This is a genomic window from Acinetobacter sp. YH01019, assembly GCF_013420285.1.
Lineage (GTDB): Bacteria > Pseudomonadota > Gammaproteobacteria > Pseudomonadales > Moraxellaceae > Acinetobacter > Acinetobacter gandensis.
Genome location: NZ_VOYM01000001.1, coordinates 245,410 through 267,215, shown reverse-complemented (window position 1 = coordinate 267,215; position 21,806 = coordinate 245,410). Strand labels below are relative to the sequence as shown.

Sequence of the window (21,806 nt, the reverse complement as noted above, 5' to 3'; positions counted from 1 at the left end):
CGGGCACACAGCCAGATGCCCAGTCCATCATGTACCAGCACTTTCATGCGATGGCCACGTTTATTACAGAACAGGTAAGCACAATGCGGTTTAATGTAGCCAAAGGCTCTCACCACCTGAGCCATGACAGTATCCATCCCTGCTCGCATATCCAGAGGTTGGGTAGAAAGCCAGATTTCATCGATACGGATCATGTTGCCAGCACCTTGAGTAATTCTGCCAAGGCAGGTATTTCTGATACTTGCCATTTCAAGCCAATTTCTGCTTTTGAGTGGGGTAAAGTAATTTGAACTTTTAACATGTCAGTAGGAGTAGGATCTAATGGTGCAGAGCAAGATAAGGCAATAAATGCAGGTTTATTCGGTAGTGGTGAGCGATCACTCCCTGGCTTAGCATCAATTAAGCGAATCCATTTGGATAAAAGATTTGTATTCAATCCATGTTGCAAAGCGACTGAAGCAATTGAAACGTCCGGTGCTTTACAAGCCTGAACGATCTGCTGTTTAAATTCAGCACTGTATGTTCTTCGTTTTTTCGCAAGAGATGCGATGGATGTCTGATGATTTGTAGTCATAAATTTAAGTCCCCACTTGTTTCTAAGTGGGGACTAAATTAAGGCTTATAGGATGAATTCAGAAGGTGTGTTCAGCGGACGCTTACTATTAATCTCATGAAGTGAAAGCAATTGAAACTGAAATTGGGGGGATTACTGCTGCAAACGATAATAGGTATATTTGACATTTGGATTACGGTAAACCGCATAACCAGACTGACGATAATCTGACACCCAGCCATTGCCTGAATATGCTGCAATGTGCCCATAACGGCTGCTTTGATTACGGTCAATAATATAAATGTCGCCTTTCTTTGGACGATCAAAAGACAAGTTAATTTTCTGATAACCAATTTTTTGAAGTGTACTACCCCAATCTGCTGCAGCAACAGGATGCCCATTAAAACGAGCACCCGCAGACTCTAATGCCAAACGCACACTGCGTGCACATTTTTGCGTACTCGATTGGCGGGTAATGCCCTGTAAAAATCCTGTAAGACGATCGATATCGATACGCTGACCATTTTTAGAAATCACATTGGAGGATGATTTTTGTTCAGCTTTTGTGCTGTTCGGTCTTCCCGCATTTTTGCCAGACTGAGAACGAATTATGATGTTTGCTTGAACTGGAGCATGCACTTCACTCAAGTTTACGTTGTGATCATAAGCCATTCTAAAACCCACACTCCTGCCTTATTTTGAGGCACTTCAAATTTGATAACGGCAGTGATAGTAACCCCTAAAGAATGTTTTTTCATGTAAAAAATGTAAGATTTCTTAAACAAATAGCTTAAAAATGCGTTAATTGCTTACTAAGCCAACAAGGTCAAACATTAGTTAAATTCTTAATTTATAAATCTTATTTTCAATCTTAAAATTGTCATTACAAAAAATAAAACATGTTTAATTTTTAATCAAATCTACATAGCATTTGCAGTAATTCTTTGCTGATAAAATGCAAAATCCATCACAATGTTATTCTTTGTACAGCGTCATTAATGCCATCAAAAGTCGTCTTCCGCTCTCATTTAAATGATCAACTTTATAATGCACCATTAGAAAAAAACAGCCTGATCGAGCATCAATTTAAAGTCATCACTTTAGACTTATTTGAGAACGACCTATCAAAGATCTGTCATTTTTGCATGCTTGCGAGTTGTTTCATCAACATCAAAAACACGCTAATATGTGCCTCAAGAAATTCACCCACTATGAGAGAGACATGCGCCAATATTTAGACCTTTTACAACACATTCTCGACAACGGCGGCGATAAAGGCGACCGTACAGGTACGGGGACTCGTTCTGTATTTGGTCATCAAATGCGTTTTGATCTTTCTAAAGGTTTCCCTTTACTGACCACTAAAAAGGTTCATTTCCGCTCAATTGTGATTGAACTGTTGTGGTTTTTAAAAGGTGACACTAACGTTAAATACCTACAGGACAACAAAGTTTCAATCTGGGATGAATGGTCAACGGCGGAACAAACTGCACGTTTTGGTCGTCCTGAAGGCGAACTGGGTCCTGTCTATGGTCATCAATGGCGTAATTTTGGCGCAACCAAAAAAGTGGATGGTTTATACGAGCAAGATGGGTTTGACCAAATTAAATGGCTTGTGAATGAAATTAAAACCAATCCAAACTCACGCCGCTTAATTGTGTCGGGTTGGAATCCAAATGAAGCGGGCAATGTTGCCTTACCGCCATGCCATACATTGTTCCAATTCTTTGTACAAAATGGAAAACTGTCTTGTCAGCTTTACCAACGCAGTGCAGATGTATTTTTAGGCGTACCATTTAACATTGCAAGCTATGCGTTATTAACCCATATGATTGCACAAGTTTGTGGTCTAGGTGTCGGTGACTTCGTGTGGACAGGTGGCGATACCCATTTATATGCCAACCACTTCGAACAAGCGCAACTCCAATTAAGTCGTGACCCGTTAGAACTGTGCCAATTAAAATTAAATCCTGAAATTACAGATCTCTTTGATTTCAAATTTGAAGACATTGAAATTGTAGACTATGAATCACATCCTGCGATTAAGGCACCAGTTGCGGTTTAAAACATAATTTCAGAATGAAAAATGAAATCCCGCTTTGCGAAAAGCGGGATTTTGCATTTTAATAGAGACACTTTTTATGTGTGTTTGAGTTTAGGTATGTCATTCCAAAATTTAGAAGTGGTTCATGTGGTTGCAATGGATCAACAACACTGTATCGGCAAGGGTAATGACTTACCTTGGCACATCTCCGCTGACTTAAAACATTTTAAAGAAATCACCCAAGGTGGCGTTGTAGTGATGGGACGCAAGACTTTAGAGTCGATGGGACGTACCTTACCAAAACGTGTCAATTGGGTGATTACCCGTGATACATCTTGGTCTTTTGAGGGCACTAAAGTTGCTTACAGTATTGAAGATGCCTTAACTCAGGCCGTTGCTGATGTAGCCACATCTGACAAACCAACCAGTATTTTCATTATCGGTGGTGGTGAAATTTTTAAACAAACGTTGGATATTGCCGACCGTCTTGAACTGACGCATGTTGAATTGGATGTGCAAGGCGATGCACACTATCCAGAAATACCTTCAAACTTTAAAAAAGTCGCTTCAGAACAACATATTGACGACAAAACCAATATTGCTTTTGAGTTCGCAACTTACCGAAAATAAAGCAAAATCCCAAGAAAAAATAACTATGCAGCAGTATGACAAAAGCTACATTTTAAAAAGAATAGGCAGCAGTACCCTGCATGCTTTATTTAGTTTGTTTGTCATCTGCTCATCCATTTGGCTGTGCTTGGCCTTATGGATTCAACTACCTGCTGGCTGGCTCGGTAGTCGTATCATTATTGGTATTTGGATTGCCTTCGCATTAAGTATTCTTGGCATTTATATCACCCAACATTTCTTTAGTCGCCGTAAAGACGTTCTGATTTATATTATTGGCTTTGTTTGTAGCTTATTTTGGTATTTTGGCATGGCACCACGCCAAGACCGTGACTGGAATCCAGAAGTTGCTGAAATACTACATTATGAAAAGCAAGGCGACCTGATCACCTTACACAATGTACGAAACTTTGATTGGCACGCCGATGGCTCCTATAGTGCACGTTGGGAAACACGACAGTTTGATCTCAGTAAAATCAATGGGGTCAATATTGTGACTTCTTACTGGATGGGGCCTCAAATTGCCCACACTTTGGTGAGTTTTGATTTTAGTGACCGTAAACCACTGACCTTTTCGATTGAAATTCGTAAAGAAAAGAATGAAGAATTTTCAGCGATTGGCGGTTTCTTTCGCAAATATGAACTTAGCCTGATTGCATCGGATGAAAAAGATTTAATTTATACGCGGAGCAACACTCGTGGTGAACAAGTTTATTTCTTTCCCGTTGATATGCCTAAAGCTGAAATGCAGGCTTTATTTGTTGAATATTTACATAAAGCTGATGAGCTACAAAAGCAACCTAAATGGTATAACACCCTAACTTCGAACTGCACCACATTGGTTTTTGACATGGTGCAAGCCGTTTCAAAGCACGAATTACCAACCGATTATCGCTTATTTGCTTCAGGTTATTTACCTAATTATTTACATGACTTACAAGCGATCAATCCGCAATGGGATATGAAAACTTGGTACCAAAAAGCCCACGTCAATCCACGCGTATCTCAACTCAAGCATTTAAGTAGCCAAGAATATTCCGAAAAAATTCGGATGGGATTGCCACATAGTAATAGTGAAAATAACGTCAATCATTTTTAAATTTTAAAAATTGATACAATTTTTACTGGCTGTCATGCACATTATTTGTTTATATAGAACAAGTGCATTCTAAAGAGAATTTCCATGTTAAAACAATTATTTGTCATTGCAGCACTGTCTTCTTCTCTTGTTATTTCAGGCTGTGAAACTGTTCCGCCACAAGACAATGTCACCACCAATCTTAACCAACTCCAAAACCGCACATGGATTGCGACTTACATCGGCAATCAAGAAATCAAAACTGCACCAAGTGCCCACAATATTCCAAGCCTTCAATTTGATGCCGCAACAAAACGGGTATCAGGTGCGGATGGTTGTAATCGCATCATGGGTAGTTATAACGCAGGTAAAGATACTTTAACTTTCGGCCCACTTGCAGGTACACAAATGGCATGCCTCAATAATAATGGGCTAGATCGAAAGTACAATGAAGCACTTGCCAAAGTGACGCACTATCAAGTGTTTGGTAAAACACTCAAATTGTTAGATCGTTATGGTAACCCACTGATTCAATATGAAAGCGCAGTACAACCACGCTAAACTCATTTATAAAAAGCCTGCATTTGCAGGCTTTTTTATTACTGATCCGTCAATAAAAGTGCTTTTTTGACACAGAAATTTGCTTTAAATATACAGACGTATATTGCAGTAATTGGTTATAACCCCCATATAAAATTCAGAAATGAATAATAGGTATAGATATGCAACAGGCTGTTTTTGGTGGTGGCTGCTTTTGGTGTGTAGAGGCAGTCTTTCTACAACTCCTTGGTGTGGAAAAAGTCGTGAGTGGTTATGCCGGTGGTCTCACTGTTAACCCGACCTATGAGCAAATTTGCGAGGGCGACACACAACATGCAGAAGTAATTCAAATACATTTTGATGAGAGTAAGATTAGCTTTAGTCAATTGCTTGATGTTTTTTTTGCGACGCATGATCCGACGACACTGAACCGCCAAGGCAATGATGTTGGCACACAATATCGCTCAGTAATTTATTATCAAAATGAATTACAACAGCAAGAAGCACAACAACGTATAGATGAACTCAAGGCTGAAGGACTCAACATTGTGACTGAACTCAGTCCAATGCCAAGCTTCTATCCTGCCGAAGACTATCATCAGAACTTCTTCGCACGTAATCCGAATCAGGGTTACTGCAATTTCTCAATTCCACCCAAACTAATGAAGCTCCGTAGTAAATTCCAAGATTTACTCAAGTCAGAGTAATTATTTTATAAAAAAAAAGCGACCTTTTAAGGTCGCTTTTTTTTATTAGAAACTTAGTTATCACTGGCAAATGCAATATCGCTGAGTCCGGCTCCACTCGCACGAGACATCACTTGCGCTACAGTGTCATAACGTGATTCTTTATCTGCTTTTAGCACTAACGCAGGTTTACGCTCTTGTTGACCCGCTGCATTTAAGCGGCTTTCTAGGTCTTGAAGGCTGACGATATCGCCATTCCAAGCAATATCCCCTGCTGAGTTAATGCTGATCGTCACACTTTCAGGTGGCAGATCAATCACTTCCGCAGTCGTTTGTGGCAAGGTTAATGGAATTGATGGGTTAGCAACAGTTGCTGTCACCAAAAAGATGATCATCAATACCAACATAATATCGATGAGCGGAATGAGGTTCATCTCATTCATGCCAGCATCGTTGTCTTCACCCAATTGAAAAGCCATTAAGCTTGACCTCCAGCTAAACTTTGCTGAGTTGCTTTAACGTCATCTTTCTTTACAGCAGATTCTTGTTGCAACATGGTGTCAATTAATAGGCCATGTGCTTGATCTTGCAATTCATTTGAAAGTGTACGGTTAAAACGAACACAGATGTTATATGCCAATACAGCAGGAATTGCGACAGCTAGACCTAAGCCCGTCATGATCAGTGCTTCACCTACAGGTGTTGCCACTTGCGCTAAGCCCGCTTGACCACTTTTACCTACTGCAACAAGTGCATGGAAAATACCCCAAACTGTACCAAACAAACCTACGAATGGTGCAATTGAAGCAATCGTACCTAAGACTGAAACGCCCTTTTCTGCATTGGCTTTTTCAACTGAGATTTGACGTAACAATGCTTGTTCAGCTACAGCTTTGCGTTGCTCAAAACCAAGAGGAGTAAGTTTTGCTTTCAGTTTAGTTAGTGCATCTGCAAGGTGATCATACGCTACTTGCTTTAACTGACGAGTGCCCATAATGCGCAGGACAAAAACGGTCCAAGTCGCAATCGACATTGCGAGTAACACGAAATACAGTGTTTTGCTGACTGCATCTGCATGTTGCCAATAAACTGAAAAGTTCATATTCGAACTCCTAATGGGTTAGCCGGAATCTTATTTAAGTTTAAAGTTAAATGGTTGATCTACACGCGTCGGCGTAGCCACACCATTATCTATATATTTGGACAAACGTGCACGCTTCACGGCAGCCGTTACTTTACGGTTTACCGCAGCGCCACAAGTTGAGTTTTTCACTGTTGCAGATTCAATCTTACCTTCTGCACTCGCTGAAATTGCCACTTCAACAGAGCAAGATGCTTTCAACTCACCATCTTCAAATTGTACATTTGGCGATTTGATCCAACTTACCCCATTACCAATACTCACTGTCTTAGGCGTTGGTGGCGCAGGCGGTGCTGGAGGTGCAGGTGGTGGTGAAACAGGTGCAGGCGGTTTTGGTTCAACACGCACGACTTTAGTTTCAGACACTACAGTTGAAACAACCGGTGTTGGAGGAACATTTTTGACCGCTTCAACTGTTGGTTTTGGCGCATCTTTCTTTTTCACCTGTTCTACTTTTTCCACTTTTTTCGGTGGAGGTGGTAGCGGTTTATCTACAATTTTGACTTCTTTTGGCTTCGGTGGCTCTTTCTTCGGTTCTGGTTTTGGTTTCGGAGGTTCAGGTTTCTTCTCCTCCTTAATTTTCACAAAACGCACCTTAATCGGGTCTTTATCAACCGGTTTCAGTTCAGGTGTTTTCATGTTGCCAACAGCCCACAATACCCCCACATGCCCAACCACAACGGCAACGAGTGCAGTAATGATTTTCTTTTTCATTGGGTTTGAAGATTGCATCATTGGAGCGGGAGATTGACTCATTAAAATCAGTTACCTTGAAGAAGCGACTACAGTTCAATTTTTGAAAATGCAATCATGCTCATCGGTTAGCACAATTAAAGTACCGCAATAATAAATGAGAAGTGTTTTCATTTGCAACTATTAATTCGGTCGTTTTTATGACTTTTTTTAATCACAAATAAAAAAAGGCATACCTATTGTATGCCTTTTTTTTGTTCGATGTGTATCCGAATTATTGGAATACCACCGTTTTATTACCATCTACAATGATACGGTCTTCTAGGTGCCACTTTACTGCACGTGCGAGTACATTACGTTCGACGTCTTGACCTAATTCACGTAATTGCTCAACCGTAAAGTCATGACTCACACGCTCTACGTCTTGTTCAATAATCGGACCTTGGTCTAGGTCAGCAGTCACATAATGCGCTGTTGCACCAATCAGTTTCACACCTTTTTCATGCGCTTGCTTATATGGATTTGCACCAACAAATGCAGGTAAGAAAGAATGGTGAATGTTGATGACTTTCATTTCCCATTTTTGAACGAATTCTTCATCCAAAATCTGCATATAACGTGCAAGTACAAGTAAATCATTACCTTGCATCAACTGATCAATTTGCTCATACGCTTCACGTTTGTTTTCTTTGCTCACAGGAACAACTTCAAACGGAATACCAAAGTTTTCTACCGACTCACGTAATGTTTCGTGATTTGAAACAACTTTGGTAATTTCACATGCCAAACCGCCACGTGCATGACGCCAAAGTAGCTCTAGCAAAGCATGGTCAACTTTAGATACTAAAATACCGACTTTCTTAACATCACTCACCAAAGCCAAACGCCAATGCATGCTGTAACGCTCTGCCACGTTTGATGCGAAGGTTTGGGTTAAGTTTTCTTTACGGCTTTGTAAGTTATCTAGCTCAAACTCAACACGCATGAAGTAACGCCCGCCCTGAGCTTCAGTGGCATATTGATCAAGTGCAGTAATATTTGCACCTTGATGATACAAAAAGCTCGATACAGCTTGCACAATACCCGGTTTATCTTCACAAGTAATGAGTAAGCGTGCTGTGTTAGCGGTCGACATATTCATGTTGGTTTATATCACTAATCAGTTAAATTGAAAAAAGAGCCGAGTATTCTAACCCTTTTTAAAGCCAGACTAAATAGTCTTATTCAGCTTCCGATTTTTTTGCACTAGAAAGACTGGCAAATAAATCTGATGGCCCTAGGGTTTCTAGCAGACGCTCATAGGTTTCACGGCTTTCACCACGTAAATACGCACCTTCCAAAAACACCATTTGACGCAATGCCTGCCAGACCCACTTTTCTTCTAAAGTATTTGAGTCGGTAATATGGCCAGACATATAAAGGAAGTTGGTCCAGTTGGTCAGTACAATCCATAAATTGATGGTCAAAGCCTCAATTTCAGATTCAGTCATTTGCATTAAACCAGCATCAACGAAGGCACGATAAATTTTTTGACCTTGCTGCATGACTTGGCCTGCAAAACGTGGGTACATTTTGCGGAAGTCTTCGTTATTTTCCACCAAATGATAAACATCACGGTGTAGGAAACGATAAGCCCATAATTGACTACTTAACACCTGAAAGTAACGAATCTTGTCATTGGCATCCAATGCACGATCATCAGGTAAAGCTAACATTTCCAAGGTTTCTTGCTGATATTGCTCCATCAACTCCTTAATAATTTCACTTTTATTACGGAAGTGATAATACAAATTACCCGGGCTCATACCGAGTTCAGCTGCAATGTGATTGGTTGTGACTGAACGCTCTCCACGCTCATTAAACAACTGCAAACTCAGCTGCAAAATACGTTCTTTCGTTTTTAAAGTTTTGGTGTGAGACATCCTAAAACAACCATTTTTTCAATGTATTAGAACCCTAACACATAAAGTAACTTGACTATTTAGAGTATTTGCTCTAAAAATTTAATTAATCGCTAAATTTCGATATGGTCGTGCGACATGAACAGTCAGACAAAAACAACTTCAATGACACCACATTCTTTTGATAACCAACACTTAAATGACATGTTGGAACAGCAAAAACAGGCTTACTTACGTTACCCATTGCCAACGGCAAAAGAGCGTATTGACCGTTTGGCTCGGCTTAAGCGTATCTTAGTTAAGTATCAAGATCAATTTGCTGATGCAATTAATCAAGACTATGGTAATCGTTCTGTCGGTGAAACCAAGATTGGTGAGCTGCTCACCTGCCTTGAACACATCAAATATTATAGCAAGCATTTGACTGACTGGATGAAACCATCCAAACGTCATGTCGGCATTATTCATCAGCCAGCAAAAGCATGGGTACAATATCAACCACTTGGCGTGGTCGGTATCATTACTCCATGGAACTACCCACTGCTTTTGTCTATTGGGCCACTGATTTGTGCCTTGGCAGCGGGTAACCATGCCATGATTAAAATTTCAAGCTCATCTGCAGCATTTGGTGCCGTGCTTGAAAAAGCCTTAGCTGAAGCATTTCCACAAGAGCTGGTGGCTGTTGTAAATGGCGGCGGTAAAATTTCAGATGATTTTAGCCATTTGGCTTTCGACAAGATGATTTTTACGGGCTCAACTAACGTCGGTAAAACCGTGATGGCAGCAGCTGCAGAAAATCTCGTCCCTGTCATTTTAGAGCTTGGTGGTAAATCACCTGTACTGGTACATCCGTCTATTGATTTAGCAGATGTTGCCCAACGTCTTGCGGTTGGTAAATTATGGAATGCCGGTCAAACTTGTGTTGCACCTGACTACGTGTTCTTACCACGTGGTAAAACTGCTGACTTTTTAGATCACTACAAAGTTTGCGTTGAAGCGATGTATCCAAGTATTGCTCATAATCAGGACTATACTTCGATTATTAACGACAAGCAGTACAATCGCCTACAAGGCTATTTAGAAGATGCGCGTGATCAAGGTGCACAAATCATTAGTTTCAACCCGCAACAAGAAGATGTCGATGTTGTGCGCAAAATTGCACCAACTGTTTTGACGGGTGTCACACCAAATATGCAAATTATGCAACACGAAATCTTTGGTCCAATTCTTCCAATCATGGAATATGATCAAATAGATGAGGTTATTGCTTTTATTAATAGCCGTCCTCGTCCACTTGCATTATACTACTTCGACTTTGATCAGGCGCGTGCCGACTATGTCGCGCAACGTACCCATTCAGGACATTTCGGACAAAACACGGTATTGACTCATGTTGCTCAGGATGACCTACCATTTGGTGGGGTTGGTGCCTCGGGTATGGGTAAATATCATGGTCCAGAAGGTTTCTTCAGTTTGTCGCATGAACGCTCGGTAATGTCGAATCCAAAACTCTATAGTTTGAAATTCATTCTGCCACCGTTTAATAAGCCGATTCACAAACTGATTTCGAAGACACTTCTTCGATAAACGATCAAGGCATGAACGATCACACCAGTTGATGCTTCGTTTTGTGGAAAATCGCTTGTCTTTTAAGCGCATTTTTGGTATAAAACGCCCCTTGAATGAATTCAATGTTTTTTTTGACTGGCCATACAGATTTGCTGTTGGCTAAATCAATGGAGTTACACCATGTCTAAGGTTTGCCAAGTTACCGGCAAGCGTCCAGTCGTTGGTAACAACGTCTCACACGCCAACAACAAAACTAAACGCCGGTTCGAGCCGAACCTGCATCACCACCGTTTCTGGTTAGAAAGCGAAAAACGTTTTGTACGTCTTCGTCTAACTACAAAAGGTATGCGTATTATCGACAAATTGGGTATCGAAAAGGTTGTTGCTGACCTTCGTGCTCAAGGTCAAAAGATCTAAGGAGCTACGAACATGCGTGATAAAATTCGCCTAGTTTCTTCTGCTGGTACAGGTTATTTCTACACTACCACTAAGAACAAACGTACTATGCCGGAAAAAATGGAAATCAAAAAATTTGATCCAAAAATCCGTCAACACGTAATCTTCAAAGAAGCTAAAATCAAATAATTTTAGTTTTTTGAAAAAAACGGCCTTTCTGGGTCGTTTTTTTTTGCATTTTTTTTATTCGAATTGTTAAACTTTCAAGGTATTTTTTGGCATTTTTCGTGCTTGTAATTTTTACCCTTAACCTTGGCTTAAGGAGTTTTTAGTGCCTCATGATGTAGAACTCATAATATTACTCGCTGTAGGCTTTGGCTTTGCCCTCATTTTTGGCTATGTCGCCGCACGCCTACGACTTCCTCCCCTTATTGGCTACCTCATAGCCGGTATCATTATTAGCCCAAACACCCCGGGCGTCGTCGGTGACATTCACCTCGCCAATCAGCTTGCAGAACTTGGTGTTATGTTCCTGATGTTCGGCGTGGGTATGCATTTTTCACTGAATGACTTGATGCAGGTCCGACGGATTGCATTACCTGGTGCCATATTACAAATTACCGTTGCAACCCTTTTAGGTATGGGTATTTCAATGCTTTGGGGCTGGAGTATGGGGTCAGCATTGGTCTTCGGCTTAAGCCTGTCCTGTGCGAGTACTGTAGTTCTACTCAAAGCCCTAGGCGACCGTGGTTTACTCAACTCAGTAAACGGTAAAATTGCCGTAGGTTGGCTCTTGGTCGAAGACCTTGTAATGGTTCTCGTATTGGTTTTATTGCCAGCAACAGCCGTTCTGTTAGGTGGCCAACCACTAACTGAAGGCGGCTCAGATGAAAATATTTGGCTCACCCTAGGCATTACATTACTTAAAGTCGCAGGCTTTATTGCCTTCATGCTCATTATTGGCAAACGCCTCGTCCCAATGATTATGCAAGTCGTGGCGCGTTTAGGTTCTCGCGAATTATTCACGCTTACTGTTGTTGCGGCGGCTGTATCAATCGCATTTGGTGCTTACAAAGTTTTTGGCGTATCCATGGCGCTAGGCGCATTCTTCGCAGGTATGGTGGTAAAAGAGTCTGATTTCAGCCACCGCGCTGAAGAAGAAACCCTACCTTTGCGTGAAATTTTCTCCATCTTGTTTTTTGTTTCGGTGGGTATGCTCTTTGACCCACGAATCTTAGTTGAACAGCCCTTACACGTATTGGCAGTTGTTGCCATCATCATGATTGGTAAGACTATTGCTGCAATGGCGTTGGTATTGTTCTTCCGCTATCCAATCAATACTGCCCTAACCGTAGGCGCAAGTTTGGCGCAAATTGGGGAATTCTCTTTTATTCTAGCAACACTCGGTGTTTCGTTAAATTTACTGTCACTTGAAGGACAAAATTTAATTTTAGCCGGTGCATTAATTTCAATTACCCTAAACTCGTTTATATTTTCTGCTATTGAGCCTGTGCAAAAACTGATTCGTGAGCGCTCGAATTTGGCTCGTTTACTGGAACGTAGTGGTGACCCATTAGCGATGCTGCCAGATGAGGTTTCACAAGACTACCTACGCGATCAAGTGGTGTTGATTGGTCATGGTGAAGTCGGTCGTCGTATCACACGTGCACTCATGAATGAAGACATTAAAGTAGTCATAGCCGAAGAGAACCGTGAAATCGTTGAAAATCTGCGTGAAAAAGGTATTGCAGCTGTTTCAGGTGTAGCAACGGAACCTGGTGTATTGATCCAAGCTCATATCCAACATGCTCGCCTGTTGGTCATTTCACCGATGGATATTTTAGATATTCATAAAATTGTGGATATTGCGAAAACACTTAACCCTTCGATTCAAGTACTCGTTTGTGCAGAAAGTAAAGAAGAAGCCGAAGTGATTCGCCGTGAAAATATTGGTGAGGTGTACTACGCCAAAGAAGAAATGGCCAAAAATATGAGCAATCATATTTTGAACCAAATTCAAATTGCACACCATCAAACACCAACACATTAACATTCAATAATTTTGCATATTCGTGCATGAATGTTCGAAACATAAAAACCTGAGAAGGCGATACAGCATTGTGTCCCCTTCTTCATTTTTATCAACATTGAACAAAGATAAACTTCTTAAACAGATATAACGATTTGAATTTTAATAGTAGTTTTAATTTTATACAGGATAAAAATACGATAAGATGATGACTAAATAAGCTGCCTCAAGCAGTGTTATAGCATCTCTAAAACTGAACTTAAAAAATCAAATTGAGTAAATAAGATGTTCCTGATGTATTTAGGCTTTGCCATTATTTTTATCGGTGCCATTGGATTTTTAATTGCCGCATTTAGAACAAGTATTTTATGGGGAATAGGCTGTTTACTCTTTTATCCAATATCAATTGTATTTCTTATCCTGTATTGGTCTGATGCAAAAAATCCATTCTTCTTACAGCTGATCGGTATTTTTATCGTATTTTTAGGTTCAATGACGATTTCACCGACTTAAATCCATGACTTACTTAGGGTTAAATAAACAATAAAAAACGCACCGATGGGTGCGTTTCTTTATATACATTCAGCTCATATATTTAGGCTTTTCATCCACCACTTCAGCATGCCATTCATCAACTTGCTTTTCCAGCAAGCCATAAAGCGCGGCCTGAATCATTTGCTGGGCGATCACATTCATTTGCTCACCCAAAATCGAGCGTAATTCTTCATTAAACTGAATAGTTACCAAAGGTTCACTTTCAGAGCCTGCATTACGTAATGCCAGCTCACCACCTTCTAATTGGACCAATTCAAGAATCGCTTCCTGATTTCCAAATAACTCTTTCAATTGTTCTATCGACATACATCCTCCATGTACCACATGGTGACAAAGGCATGAGCGCTTTGCATTACCTAGATCATCTTATATCGGGTTGAATTTTATAAATTCAAGCGTCAATGGTCAGATTAAAACTCCACCATTTCATTACGAAAGCCATCAATCAGCTGTGTCAGATCACGATGCCATTCACGCAAAATTGCTGTATCTGGTAACCAAGCCTGTGGTGTTTGAGTCACTTTGATAATCAAATTAGATGAAGTCTCATCTTCTGGTTCAGGCGCTGTCGGCTCTGGTGCATACTGACAAAAACGATAGGCACGCTTTAATTCAGCAATAAAGCCCTGCTTAGCCAATTGCTGCATGACAGTAACTTCAGGTGAAACCTGTCCTTTATCTGCCATCAGGTTCTCAATGGACTTCAAGGTTGGTGCTAGATCATTTAAACGATAGTAACGAACCAGTTCTTGTAAGAAGGCTAAAACGGCGCCATGCAGATGAAATACAGCAGCCTCTCGATGTGCTTGTGCTTGTTGAACATGATCGGTCTGCTCTGCCTGTTGACACGATAAACGCGCAAAATAGAGTTTTTGATTGGTACGATCGGCATGAAAGCGAGCAACACGAGACATGAGGAAATATTCCTTAGTATTTAAAAAAATTTTGGCTTATATAACTTAAATGGCATATGCCATTTTCACAATCAAAATCATCAATTTTTACGCATAAAAAAAGGAGCGACTTGCTCCCTTTTTTTATTTTGCTTCAGGCTTATCTTCAGCAGCCTTAACGCGAATGCCCATACCTTTCACTTTTAAGGTATTCAGACCTTTGATCGCTTTGATCGCTTCACGGCCATTCGGCATATCTACAAAGCCAAAACCTTTAGACTTATTTGTGCCTGCATCCATAACAACTACAGCAGACTTTACAGTACCAAATGGTTTAAACAGTTCAACCAATTCAGCCTCAGTAATTGAACGCTCTAAGTTACGTACTAAAATATTCATTAAATTTTCCAAATAGACAGCATCATCAAAAAGCATGGTCTATTTTGCTTTTTAACTTGCGTGTAAATCACGACAAAGATCTATTTTAATCGAGATCGATGCCAAAATCTAAATTAATCGATTTTCTTTCGATTAACGCACTTTTTACCGTTTGTTGACGAGTTTTATAATGGGTTTCTAAGCTACATAAATTTCGGGTTAAATCATTTAAGAAATAACTTTCTACTTTCCGCCCTTGCTCATCTACAGTTTCACGTGCCCAATGATTTAAGTTTTGCTTGGTCAGAATCAATTCATTCTGCGCACGTGTGAGGGCCACGTATAACACACGACGCTCTTCTTCGACTTCATCAAAATTACCTTGCGCGCGCGCATGTGGATATTGCCCCGGCGTCACATTTGCCACATAGCAAACCTTTTGTTCTGTCCCTTTAGCAGAGTGAATGGTAATCAAAGTGACCACATCACTATCTGATTGCCGTTCAATTTCAGAAATAGACACAGGATCGAGCACATACTCTTCCAGAAATTCACTGAGCTGTGTATGCTTTGATGCCAGTTGCTTAACCAAATCAAAATCACCCTGACGGCGGTTCCAATCTTTTTTATAGTTTTCTGCCAATTGATCAGAAATCGCTTGAACAGCCAAGCTCACGCACTCTTTCACCTGATCTTTCAGTACTGACATTTGCTTCATCATCAAAATGGCTTGATCTGGGACTTTGCCAAATTTTTCTAGCTTTTCACTAATCGCCTGCATTTCGGGATCAAGTAATATTTGCTGTGACAGTTTGCTCGCACCGACATCACCCACGCCATTCCACAGCGTCAGAAAACGCATCCATGCAATATCATCTAATGGATTCGCCACCACACGCAGTACACTCAGTAAGTCTTTTACGTGCGCGGTTTCTAGTAGTTTCATACCACCAATAAAGCGATATGGCACATTTGCAGCGATACACGCCGCTTCAATATGTCGTGCAGCAAAACTAGAGCGCACTAAGACCATGTGATCTGACCATTTACTACCTTCAAGGTAGTGTCGCTCTTTAATATCAATGGCAATCCATTTGGCTTCATCAAATTCATTTGGGAAAATGTGCATTTTCGGCTTCACACCCTCCCCTCGATAAGCATCGAGTCTTTTGTCGTATTTGATTTCGCTTTCATCTAGCAACCAATTGGACAGGTCTAAAATTTCTTGGGTTGAACGATAATTTTTTTCGAGTTTGAAAATCTGTGCGTCGGGTACACGCTCTTTGAAATGATGAATATTTTCAAAATCTACACCACGAAAACCGTAAATGGACTGTGCATCATCGCCAACACAGAACAAACTGACACGTTCCTTTAATGGCTCAAGTAATGCCCATTGCAGTGGATTGGTATCCTGCATTTCATCGACCAACATGTGGCGACAAATCGAAGCCACATAATCCACCAAACCATCTGACTCAGCTAAGGCTTTCGCGACAATCGCCAAGATATCGTCATAATCTAAAAAACTACGCGCACGTTTACGGGCTTCGTATTCTTTCATGATATCCGCGATTTGATCTTTTAACGCAAAGTACTCAGGCATTTGCTTTTCCATGGCAATGCTGAGTTTCTGACGTGTATTCCGCGCAAAGGAATACAGATCACAAAGTTCTTTCGGCTTGGGCAAGTGATTGGGGTTTTTCTTATCATCACGACCACGAATCAGGCGGAACATCATGAGTTGATCATCACGATCAATAATCGAAAACTGTTCTAGACCAAAGGCTTTGGGAATGCGGCGTAATAGGTACATACAAAAGGTATGAAAAGTCGATGCTCTTAAACCTTTGGCCTGCTCACCAAGCGCAAGTTCAACACGCGCGACAATTTCACTGGCCGCACGGCGGGTAAAAGTCAAAATTTGAATTTGATTGGCAGGCATGCCTTGATCAATTAAATAGGCAGCACGCGCCACGATGGTTTTGGTTTTACCACAACCTGCTCCTGCCAAAACCAAGCTATGCTGTGCTTCTGTTGTTGCGGCTTGTTTTTGTTGAGGATTTAATTCATCAATCAGGTTGGCTAAACTCATATGTACTCATCATTTCATGGATAGGTATAGTTTAGCAGATTGAAAAAAAATACATGCTAATGTAGGATCAAAATTAAAACTAGAAAACGATAAGTTTATGAAAAATTTTAAGCTAATTAACCATTTCCTTCAGCCAGTTTTATTACTCATAATATTTACAAATCATCCATCTTATGCAAAAAAATTGACTCAAACTGAATTTGATCACTTGATAAGTAAAAATAATCAGAAAGGAATTCAACTCCATGATGATCTAGCTGTAGCTCTAATTTCTGGCAATCATAAGCTTATATCCGATAATTTATGTGCAGCTTATAAAATGAGTAAAGCACAATATGAAATTGCTTCAGAGAATTCTGAATTATTAAAAGCGAAACGGGCAAAAGAAAATGCAATAGAAAATATAAAAAACATTGAAAATATAATTCCAAAAAATCAAAAACCAATGGAAAAATATTGCAAAGATTTTCAACAAAATTAATCATATTTTCTAACTATGATTATCTTAAAACTCACTAGATGCATGCATAAATTTTACCTTGATTTTTATTTCAAACATCTCATCACATTTCTACAGCAATGTTCCAAATTTAGTTCCGCATATTTTAATGCATCCTCCAGCTTACAATCTGGTGGATTAATCCCAACAATCTGTGTGAAACCTAAATCATAGAGTTCTGCTATTTCCTCACCCACTAGACCAGCAAAGGCGATCACGGGTTTATTAAACTTTTTTGCAACCTGCGCCACACCAAATGGTGTTTTACCGAACTTGGTTTGATAATCAATTTTCCCTTCACCAGTGAGCACATAATCTGCCTGTGCTATTTTTGCATGCAACTGAGTTTGTTCAATGACCAATTCCACACCTGATTGCATCGATGCACCTGCAAAAGCCATCAACCCAAAACCTAATCCACCTGCAGCACCTGCACCTGCTACATCACGTAAAGCACAACCCAGTGTCGCTTCAACGACATTGGCATAATGACTGAGTTTCTGATCTAACTGACGCACCATCTCCTGCGTTGCGCCTTTTTGCGGGCCAAAGATATAGGATGCACCATTTTCACCACAAAGTGGATTAATGACATCACTGGCAATGATGATGTCTGTATGCGCTAAACGTGAATCAAGCTGCGTCAAATCAAGCTTGTTAATTTGATCAAGACAACCACCACAAACTGCTATTTCCAAGCCATTTTCATCTAAAAATTGCGCCCCCAAGGCCTTTGCCATACCAGCACCGCCATCATTGGTCATACTCCCGCCCAAGCCAATGATAATTTTACTTACTCCGAAGTCTAGAGCAGCCTGGATCATTTCGCCCGTACCATAAGTGGACGTCAATAAAGGATTCCGCTGAGCAATATCCACAAGATGAATACCATTGGCTTTTGCCATTTCAATTACCGCAGTTTGCCCACCGTCAATCAAACCGAAATACGTCGTCACACGTTGATTGGGCAAAGGACCTGTAAGCGCTATCGCCACTTTTTCACCGTGGCAAGCACTGAGTAACGCATCTACAGTTCCCTCACCACCATCTGCCATTGGCACAGCGATGACATTTGCATCTGGTATGAGCTTTAAAATTGCACGCTGCATCGCGTCACAGGCTTGTTGAGCACTCATACTTTCTTTAAATGAATCGGGCGCAAGAACAAAAGTGGTCATCTAAATGCTCAAAATAAAACTTGTCCTCAACCATAACGGTTTTAAAATAGCAGGTATATCTAAAAACATCAGAAAGGCTCGAAATGTCACGAATCAATCTAGGTCAGTCTGCACCTGAGCTATATAAAAAAGTCGCAGAACTTGATGCACTGGCAATGCAAAAAATAAATGAAGCAGGCCTAAGTGAAGGACTAGCTCATTTACTCAAATTACGTGCATCCCAAATCAACGAATGTGCATTCTGTATTCGCATGCATGCGCAAGATGCACTTAAAACAGGTGAAAGCATTGAACGTATTAGCCTACTGAATGCATGGCGTGAAACAGCGTACTACGATGAAAAAGAACGTGCGGCTTTAAGCTTGATCGAAGCGATTACATTGATTGCCGAAGGCCAAGTTCCTGATGCAGTTTATGAAGATGCCTTGCCATTTTTAACGGATGATCAAATCAGTGCGATTGAATGGCTCGCAATTGTCATTAACACATGGAATCGTATCGCCATTAGTAGCCGCTATAGCGTGAAACCTTAACGGGTTGCACATTTCAAGTGAATAAAAAAAGAGTGCTGAGGCACTCTTTTTTATTTATAGGATCCGCAAGCAGTTTACTGCTCTGCCGAGCTTTTCGGTACTTCACGTCGAATATAAGAAGCCAAAGTAAGGTAGTTGACCCCTTGGAATAAAATATCAACCGCCAAGAATAATCCTAATACCCAAAATGGCGCATCAGGTGACATCAAAATAATAACACCTGTCACCAAAGTTAAAATGCCTGAAAAGAGTGTCCAACCCCAACCTTGAAAGGCACGGAATAACAGCGCATTAAAAATACGAATCACACCAGCGATGATTAATATAATGGCCAATATATTGGTGAGGACAATCGCTGTTTTAACCGGTGTACTAAAAGCATAATAGCCTGCAATGAGGTACAACACCCCAAACAAAGCCCAAAACCAACGATAACCACCTTCAAATATTTTAAATGCAGCTATGAAATGGATAATCCCACCAAGCATCATTAATGCACCGAAAATATAAATCACGGTGAGTGTCGCAAATGGCAAAGCTGCCAAAAGTACAATACCGAAAACCACCAACAAAGCTCCTAAACCGAGATACCACTTACGGTTTTCATGGAGCTGACTGCGAACTAAATCGTTGCCTACTGTTCTCATATTTATTCTCAAGTTGATTGTTATTCATTTGATTATGCAGACAAATGATGAAGAGAAATGTAAGAAAAGTGCAAATCTTATCCACATAAACACCCTCATCTGTGGATAAAATCGACGTTATCCACATTATTTTAGCCATCCCACCTCGAGCGCCGTTGCTTCATTAATAACGGTTTGCTTCAAAGAATCAGGCATCTTACTTTGTATTTTGGATGTCGGAATATGCCCTGCCATTAACTCTGCTTGTGCCTGAGGAAATAGGGGTTGTTGATTGGGTGCAGCATAACCAAGCGGAAAAATTGGTTGACCTGTCGCCAAATCATATTTATCCGTCGCACCGAAGGCATGCAGTAATTCATGCACCAATACAATTTTATTTTGCTCCGACTGCTTCGCTGAAGCAAACAAATTCACCGAGCCGATGCGACCATTTTCCAAAGCAGTTGAGTGCTTTAATTCTCTGGTTGATTTCGGATCGTAATAATTTAAAAACAATGTGACACTGGGTGCGCCATCGCCACTTTCATGCTGTTTCCACGCATAATAGCGAAACTTTAGACTCCATAAAATGACATCAAACATTCCAGCATGATCTGGAACTTTAGGCGCTAATGAGTAAATTTCACGGCCTAACTTGAAATAAAAATAGGTAGGTTTCCCACGGTATTGTTGTGCAGCTTGTTGCAAAAATTGTTGTGCTGAAAGTAGATCGCTTTCTTTTAAATTTCTAATATAGGTTTGGGTACTTTCCAATCCATCTGCATTGATCGGATGTAAAAGCACAAAGACTGGTTTGCTCCAATCTTGATTTTTATCACGATAGGCATTCACTGCTACAATCAATAAGATGATGAGTAAGCACAATACTCGAATTTTTTTCCACATAATTTAATTACTTTGTTTTTTGATTTTTCTTAAATACATTTGGCTAAATTCTATTTTTGTCTCAAATAAATTAAGCGTTTTGATTAAACCTGAAAGCTTAGCACGTCCATAGTTACGTGAATCAAAATCAGGTTTTACTGCACTAATATACTGCCCAACCATGCTCAAATTCGCCCAGCCATTTTCATCTGCATTATCTTTCACTGCTTTATAAATTAAATTTAAAGTCGCTCTATCAATAGTATCAGCAACTGTATTTTCTTTAGTTTGTGCAGATATTTTAGACTCAATATTGTTGACATCTTTCTTCATTGCAACAGATAGTAATTCATCCTCATCTATGCTTTTTACATCAATATCACTTGTTAAATTTTCGACATAGATAAATTTGTCACAGGCTTTTTTAAATGCTTCTGGTGTTGTCTTTTTCCCAAAACCATAAACACTCAAACCATTCTCACGAATTCGAGATGCCAAAGGCGTAAAATCACTATCACTGGATACAATACAGAAACCATCTAAAGCTCCTGCATATAACAAATCCATCGCATCAATAATCAAAATCATATCGGTTGCGTCTTTACCTTTGGTATAGGCAAATTGCTGTACGGGTGTGATCGCATGCGGAAGTAAAACATCACGCCAATTTTTTAGCGTTTCGCTGCTCCAATCCCCATAAACTCGTTTAACACTGGCAATTCCATATTTTGCAACCTCTTCTAATACGGAAGGAATAGCATTTATTGAAGAGTTATCCGCATCTATGAGTACAGCAAACTTTTTTGTTTGAATTTCCACTATTTCCCCAATCATTTTTATCATTTAAATTTTGATTAATTCTGACATAAAAAATGCCGACCGAAGTCAGCATTTTATTGATTTTAAA

At 40.2% G+C, this 21,806-nt stretch carries 28 protein-coding genes; 12 read left to right on the top strand and 16 right to left on the bottom strand.

The features are described 5' to 3' along the window. The 3 genes from tnpB to FTT84_RS01330 form a co-directional block, all read right to left on the bottom strand. Positions 1–194, bottom strand: a 194-nt coding sequence (tnpB, locus tag FTT84_RS01340) for an IS66 family insertion sequence element accessory protein TnpB (protein WP_151813172.1), incomplete at its 3' end; no start/stop codon positions are given. Next, positions 191–574: a transposase gene (locus FTT84_RS01335; RefSeq protein WP_180079661.1), complete on the bottom strand. Its 384-nt coding sequence runs from the start codon at positions 572–574 to the stop codon at positions 191–193. The genes tnpB and FTT84_RS01335, both read right to left, overlap by 4 nt. 132 nt (positions 575–706) lie before the next feature. Continuing rightward, a complete protein-coding gene (locus FTT84_RS01330) occupies positions 707–1,225 on the bottom strand; it encodes a peptidoglycan amidohydrolase family protein (protein WP_067763719.1) in 519 nt (172 codons plus the stop codon). 550 nt (positions 1,226–1,775) lie between these two features. Between FTT84_RS01330 and thyA the strand changes: the two genes are divergently transcribed. The 5 genes from thyA to msrA all read left to right on the top strand — a co-directional run bounded on the left by thyA (position 1,776) and on the right by msrA (position 5,549). Continuing rightward, entirely contained in the window at positions 1,776–2,618 is an 843-nt protein-coding gene (gene thyA, locus FTT84_RS01325; protein ID WP_067763722.1) for a thymidylate synthase, read from the top strand. A 96-nt stretch (positions 2,619–2,714) separates the two neighbouring features. Continuing rightward, on the top strand, positions 2,715–3,227 hold the full coding sequence (locus FTT84_RS01320) for a dihydrofolate reductase (protein ID WP_067764140.1): 513 nt from the start codon (positions 2,715–2,717) through the stop codon (positions 3,225–3,227). 25 nt (positions 3,228–3,252) lie between these two features. Continuing rightward, positions 3,253–4,323 (top strand): DUF4105 domain-containing protein, encoded by a 1,071-nt coding sequence (locus FTT84_RS01315; protein WP_067763741.1) that lies wholly within the window; start codon positions 3,253–3,255, stop codon positions 4,321–4,323. Between the two features lie 84 nt (positions 4,324–4,407). Then, positions 4,408–4,863 (top strand): META domain-containing protein, encoded by a 456-nt coding sequence (locus FTT84_RS01310; RefSeq protein ID WP_067763744.1) that lies wholly within the window; start codon positions 4,408–4,410, stop codon positions 4,861–4,863. A 161-nt stretch (positions 4,864–5,024) separates the two neighbouring features. Continuing rightward, on the top strand, positions 5,025–5,549 hold the full coding sequence (gene msrA / locus FTT84_RS01305; RefSeq protein ID WP_180057012.1) for a peptide-methionine (S)-S-oxide reductase MsrA: 525 nt from the start codon (positions 5,025–5,027) through the stop codon (positions 5,547–5,549). A gap of 53 nt (positions 5,550–5,602) precedes the next feature. On the opposite strand, the gene FTT84_RS01300 is transcribed toward msrA, so the two are convergent. The 5 genes from FTT84_RS01300 to FTT84_RS01280 form a co-directional block, all read right to left on the bottom strand. Beyond that, entirely contained in the window at positions 5,603–6,007 is a 405-nt protein-coding gene (locus FTT84_RS01300) for a biopolymer transporter ExbD (protein ID WP_067763750.1), read from the bottom strand. Further along, complete coding sequence (locus tag FTT84_RS01295; RefSeq protein WP_067763754.1) at positions 6,007–6,630, bottom strand: MotA/TolQ/ExbB proton channel family protein; 624 nt, start codon at positions 6,628–6,630, stop codon at positions 6,007–6,009. Before FTT84_RS01295 ends, FTT84_RS01300 begins: the two co-directional genes overlap by 1 nt. A 30-nt stretch (positions 6,631–6,660) precedes the next feature. Then, entirely contained in the window at positions 6,661–7,425 is a 765-nt protein-coding gene (locus tag FTT84_RS01290; protein WP_067763757.1) for a TonB family protein, read from the bottom strand. Positions 7,426–7,636: 211 nt separating this feature from the next. Further along, complete coding sequence (gene purU, locus FTT84_RS01285) at positions 7,637–8,503, bottom strand: formyltetrahydrofolate deformylase (RefSeq protein WP_067763760.1); 867 nt, start codon at positions 8,501–8,503, stop codon at positions 7,637–7,639. 79 nt (positions 8,504–8,582) lie between these two features. Beyond that, entirely contained in the window at positions 8,583–9,284 is a 702-nt protein-coding gene (locus FTT84_RS01280) for a TetR/AcrR family transcriptional regulator (RefSeq protein ID WP_067763763.1), read from the bottom strand. A gap of 117 nt (positions 9,285–9,401) precedes the next feature. Between FTT84_RS01280 and FTT84_RS01275 the strand changes: the two genes are divergently transcribed. The 5 genes from FTT84_RS01275 (at position 9,402) to FTT84_RS01255 (ending at position 13,770) form a co-directional block, all read left to right on the top strand. After that, on the top strand, positions 9,402–10,850 hold the full coding sequence (locus FTT84_RS01275) for a coniferyl aldehyde dehydrogenase (RefSeq protein ID WP_067763766.1): 1,449 nt from the start codon (positions 9,402–9,404) through the stop codon (positions 10,848–10,850). A 162-nt stretch (positions 10,851–11,012) separates the two neighbouring features. Further along, positions 11,013–11,249, top strand: a complete 237-nt coding sequence (gene rpmB, locus FTT84_RS01270; RefSeq protein WP_000048256.1) for a 50S ribosomal protein L28 — start codon at positions 11,013–11,015, stop codon at positions 11,247–11,249. Between the two features lie 12 nt (positions 11,250–11,261). Then, positions 11,262–11,417, top strand: coding sequence for a 50S ribosomal protein L33 (gene rpmG, locus FTT84_RS01265; RefSeq protein WP_001205031.1), 156 nt, complete (start codon positions 11,262–11,264; stop codon positions 11,415–11,417). A 142-nt stretch (positions 11,418–11,559) separates the two neighbouring features. Then, positions 11,560–13,278: a cation:proton antiporter gene (locus tag FTT84_RS01260; RefSeq protein ID WP_180057014.1), complete on the top strand. Its 1,719-nt coding sequence runs from the start codon at positions 11,560–11,562 to the stop codon at positions 13,276–13,278. Between the two features lie 264 nt (positions 13,279–13,542). After that, on the top strand, positions 13,543–13,770 hold the full coding sequence (locus tag FTT84_RS01255) for a hypothetical protein (protein ID WP_067763772.1): 228 nt from the start codon (positions 13,543–13,545) through the stop codon (positions 13,768–13,770). Positions 13,771–13,839: 69 nt separating this feature from the next. Here the strand turns inward: FTT84_RS01255 and FTT84_RS01250 are convergent, their stop codons facing one another. The 4 genes from FTT84_RS01250 to FTT84_RS01235 form a co-directional block, all read right to left on the bottom strand. Further along, complete coding sequence (locus tag FTT84_RS01250; RefSeq protein WP_067763775.1) at positions 13,840–14,118, bottom strand: hypothetical protein; 279 nt, start codon at positions 14,116–14,118, stop codon at positions 13,840–13,842. Positions 14,119–14,222: 104 nt separating this feature from the next. Next, positions 14,223–14,726, bottom strand: coding sequence for a DUF6586 family protein (locus FTT84_RS01245; RefSeq protein ID WP_067763778.1), 504 nt, complete (start codon positions 14,724–14,726; stop codon positions 14,223–14,225). Between the two features lie 123 nt (positions 14,727–14,849). Beyond that, positions 14,850–15,104 (bottom strand): RNA-binding protein, encoded by a 255-nt coding sequence (locus tag FTT84_RS01240; protein ID WP_067764143.1) that lies wholly within the window; start codon positions 15,102–15,104, stop codon positions 14,850–14,852. A gap of 85 nt (positions 15,105–15,189) precedes the next feature. Beyond that, on the bottom strand, positions 15,190–17,178 hold the full coding sequence (locus FTT84_RS01235) for an ATP-dependent helicase (protein ID WP_180079658.1): 1,989 nt from the start codon (positions 17,176–17,178) through the stop codon (positions 15,190–15,192). A gap of 97 nt (positions 17,179–17,275) precedes the next feature. Between FTT84_RS01235 and FTT84_RS01230 the strand changes: the two genes are divergently transcribed. Then, entirely contained in the window at positions 17,276–17,659 is a 384-nt protein-coding gene (locus FTT84_RS01230) for a hypothetical protein (protein WP_067763784.1), read from the top strand. A gap of 65 nt (positions 17,660–17,724) precedes the next feature. Here FTT84_RS01230 and FTT84_RS01225 read toward each other — a convergent pair whose 3' ends face one another. Then, a complete protein-coding gene (locus FTT84_RS01225) occupies positions 17,725–18,855 on the bottom strand; it encodes a glycerate kinase (protein WP_180079656.1) in 1,131 nt (376 codons plus the stop codon). Between the two features lie 83 nt (positions 18,856–18,938). Between FTT84_RS01225 and FTT84_RS01220 the strand changes: the two genes are divergently transcribed. Continuing rightward, positions 18,939–19,388, top strand: a complete 450-nt coding sequence (locus FTT84_RS01220; RefSeq protein WP_067763790.1) for a carboxymuconolactone decarboxylase family protein — start codon at positions 18,939–18,941, stop codon at positions 19,386–19,388. 74 nt (positions 19,389–19,462) lie between these two features. Here the strand turns inward: FTT84_RS01220 and FTT84_RS01215 are convergent, their stop codons facing one another. From FTT84_RS01215 to FTT84_RS01205, 3 genes are all read right to left on the bottom strand, one after another. After that, positions 19,463–20,035, bottom strand: coding sequence for an HdeD family acid-resistance protein (locus FTT84_RS01215; RefSeq protein WP_067763793.1), 573 nt, complete (start codon positions 20,033–20,035; stop codon positions 19,463–19,465). A gap of 126 nt (positions 20,036–20,161) precedes the next feature. After that, the gene (locus FTT84_RS01210; protein WP_067763796.1) at positions 20,162–20,920 is read right to left on the bottom strand and encodes a hypothetical protein; all 759 of its coding nucleotides are present in this window, start codon (positions 20,918–20,920) and stop codon (positions 20,162–20,164) included. Between the two features lie 3 nt (positions 20,921–20,923). Beyond that, positions 20,924–21,718: an NYN domain-containing protein gene (locus tag FTT84_RS01205; RefSeq protein WP_067763799.1), complete on the bottom strand. Its 795-nt coding sequence runs from the start codon at positions 21,716–21,718 to the stop codon at positions 20,924–20,926. Between the last annotated feature and the right edge of the window lie 88 nt (positions 21,719–21,806).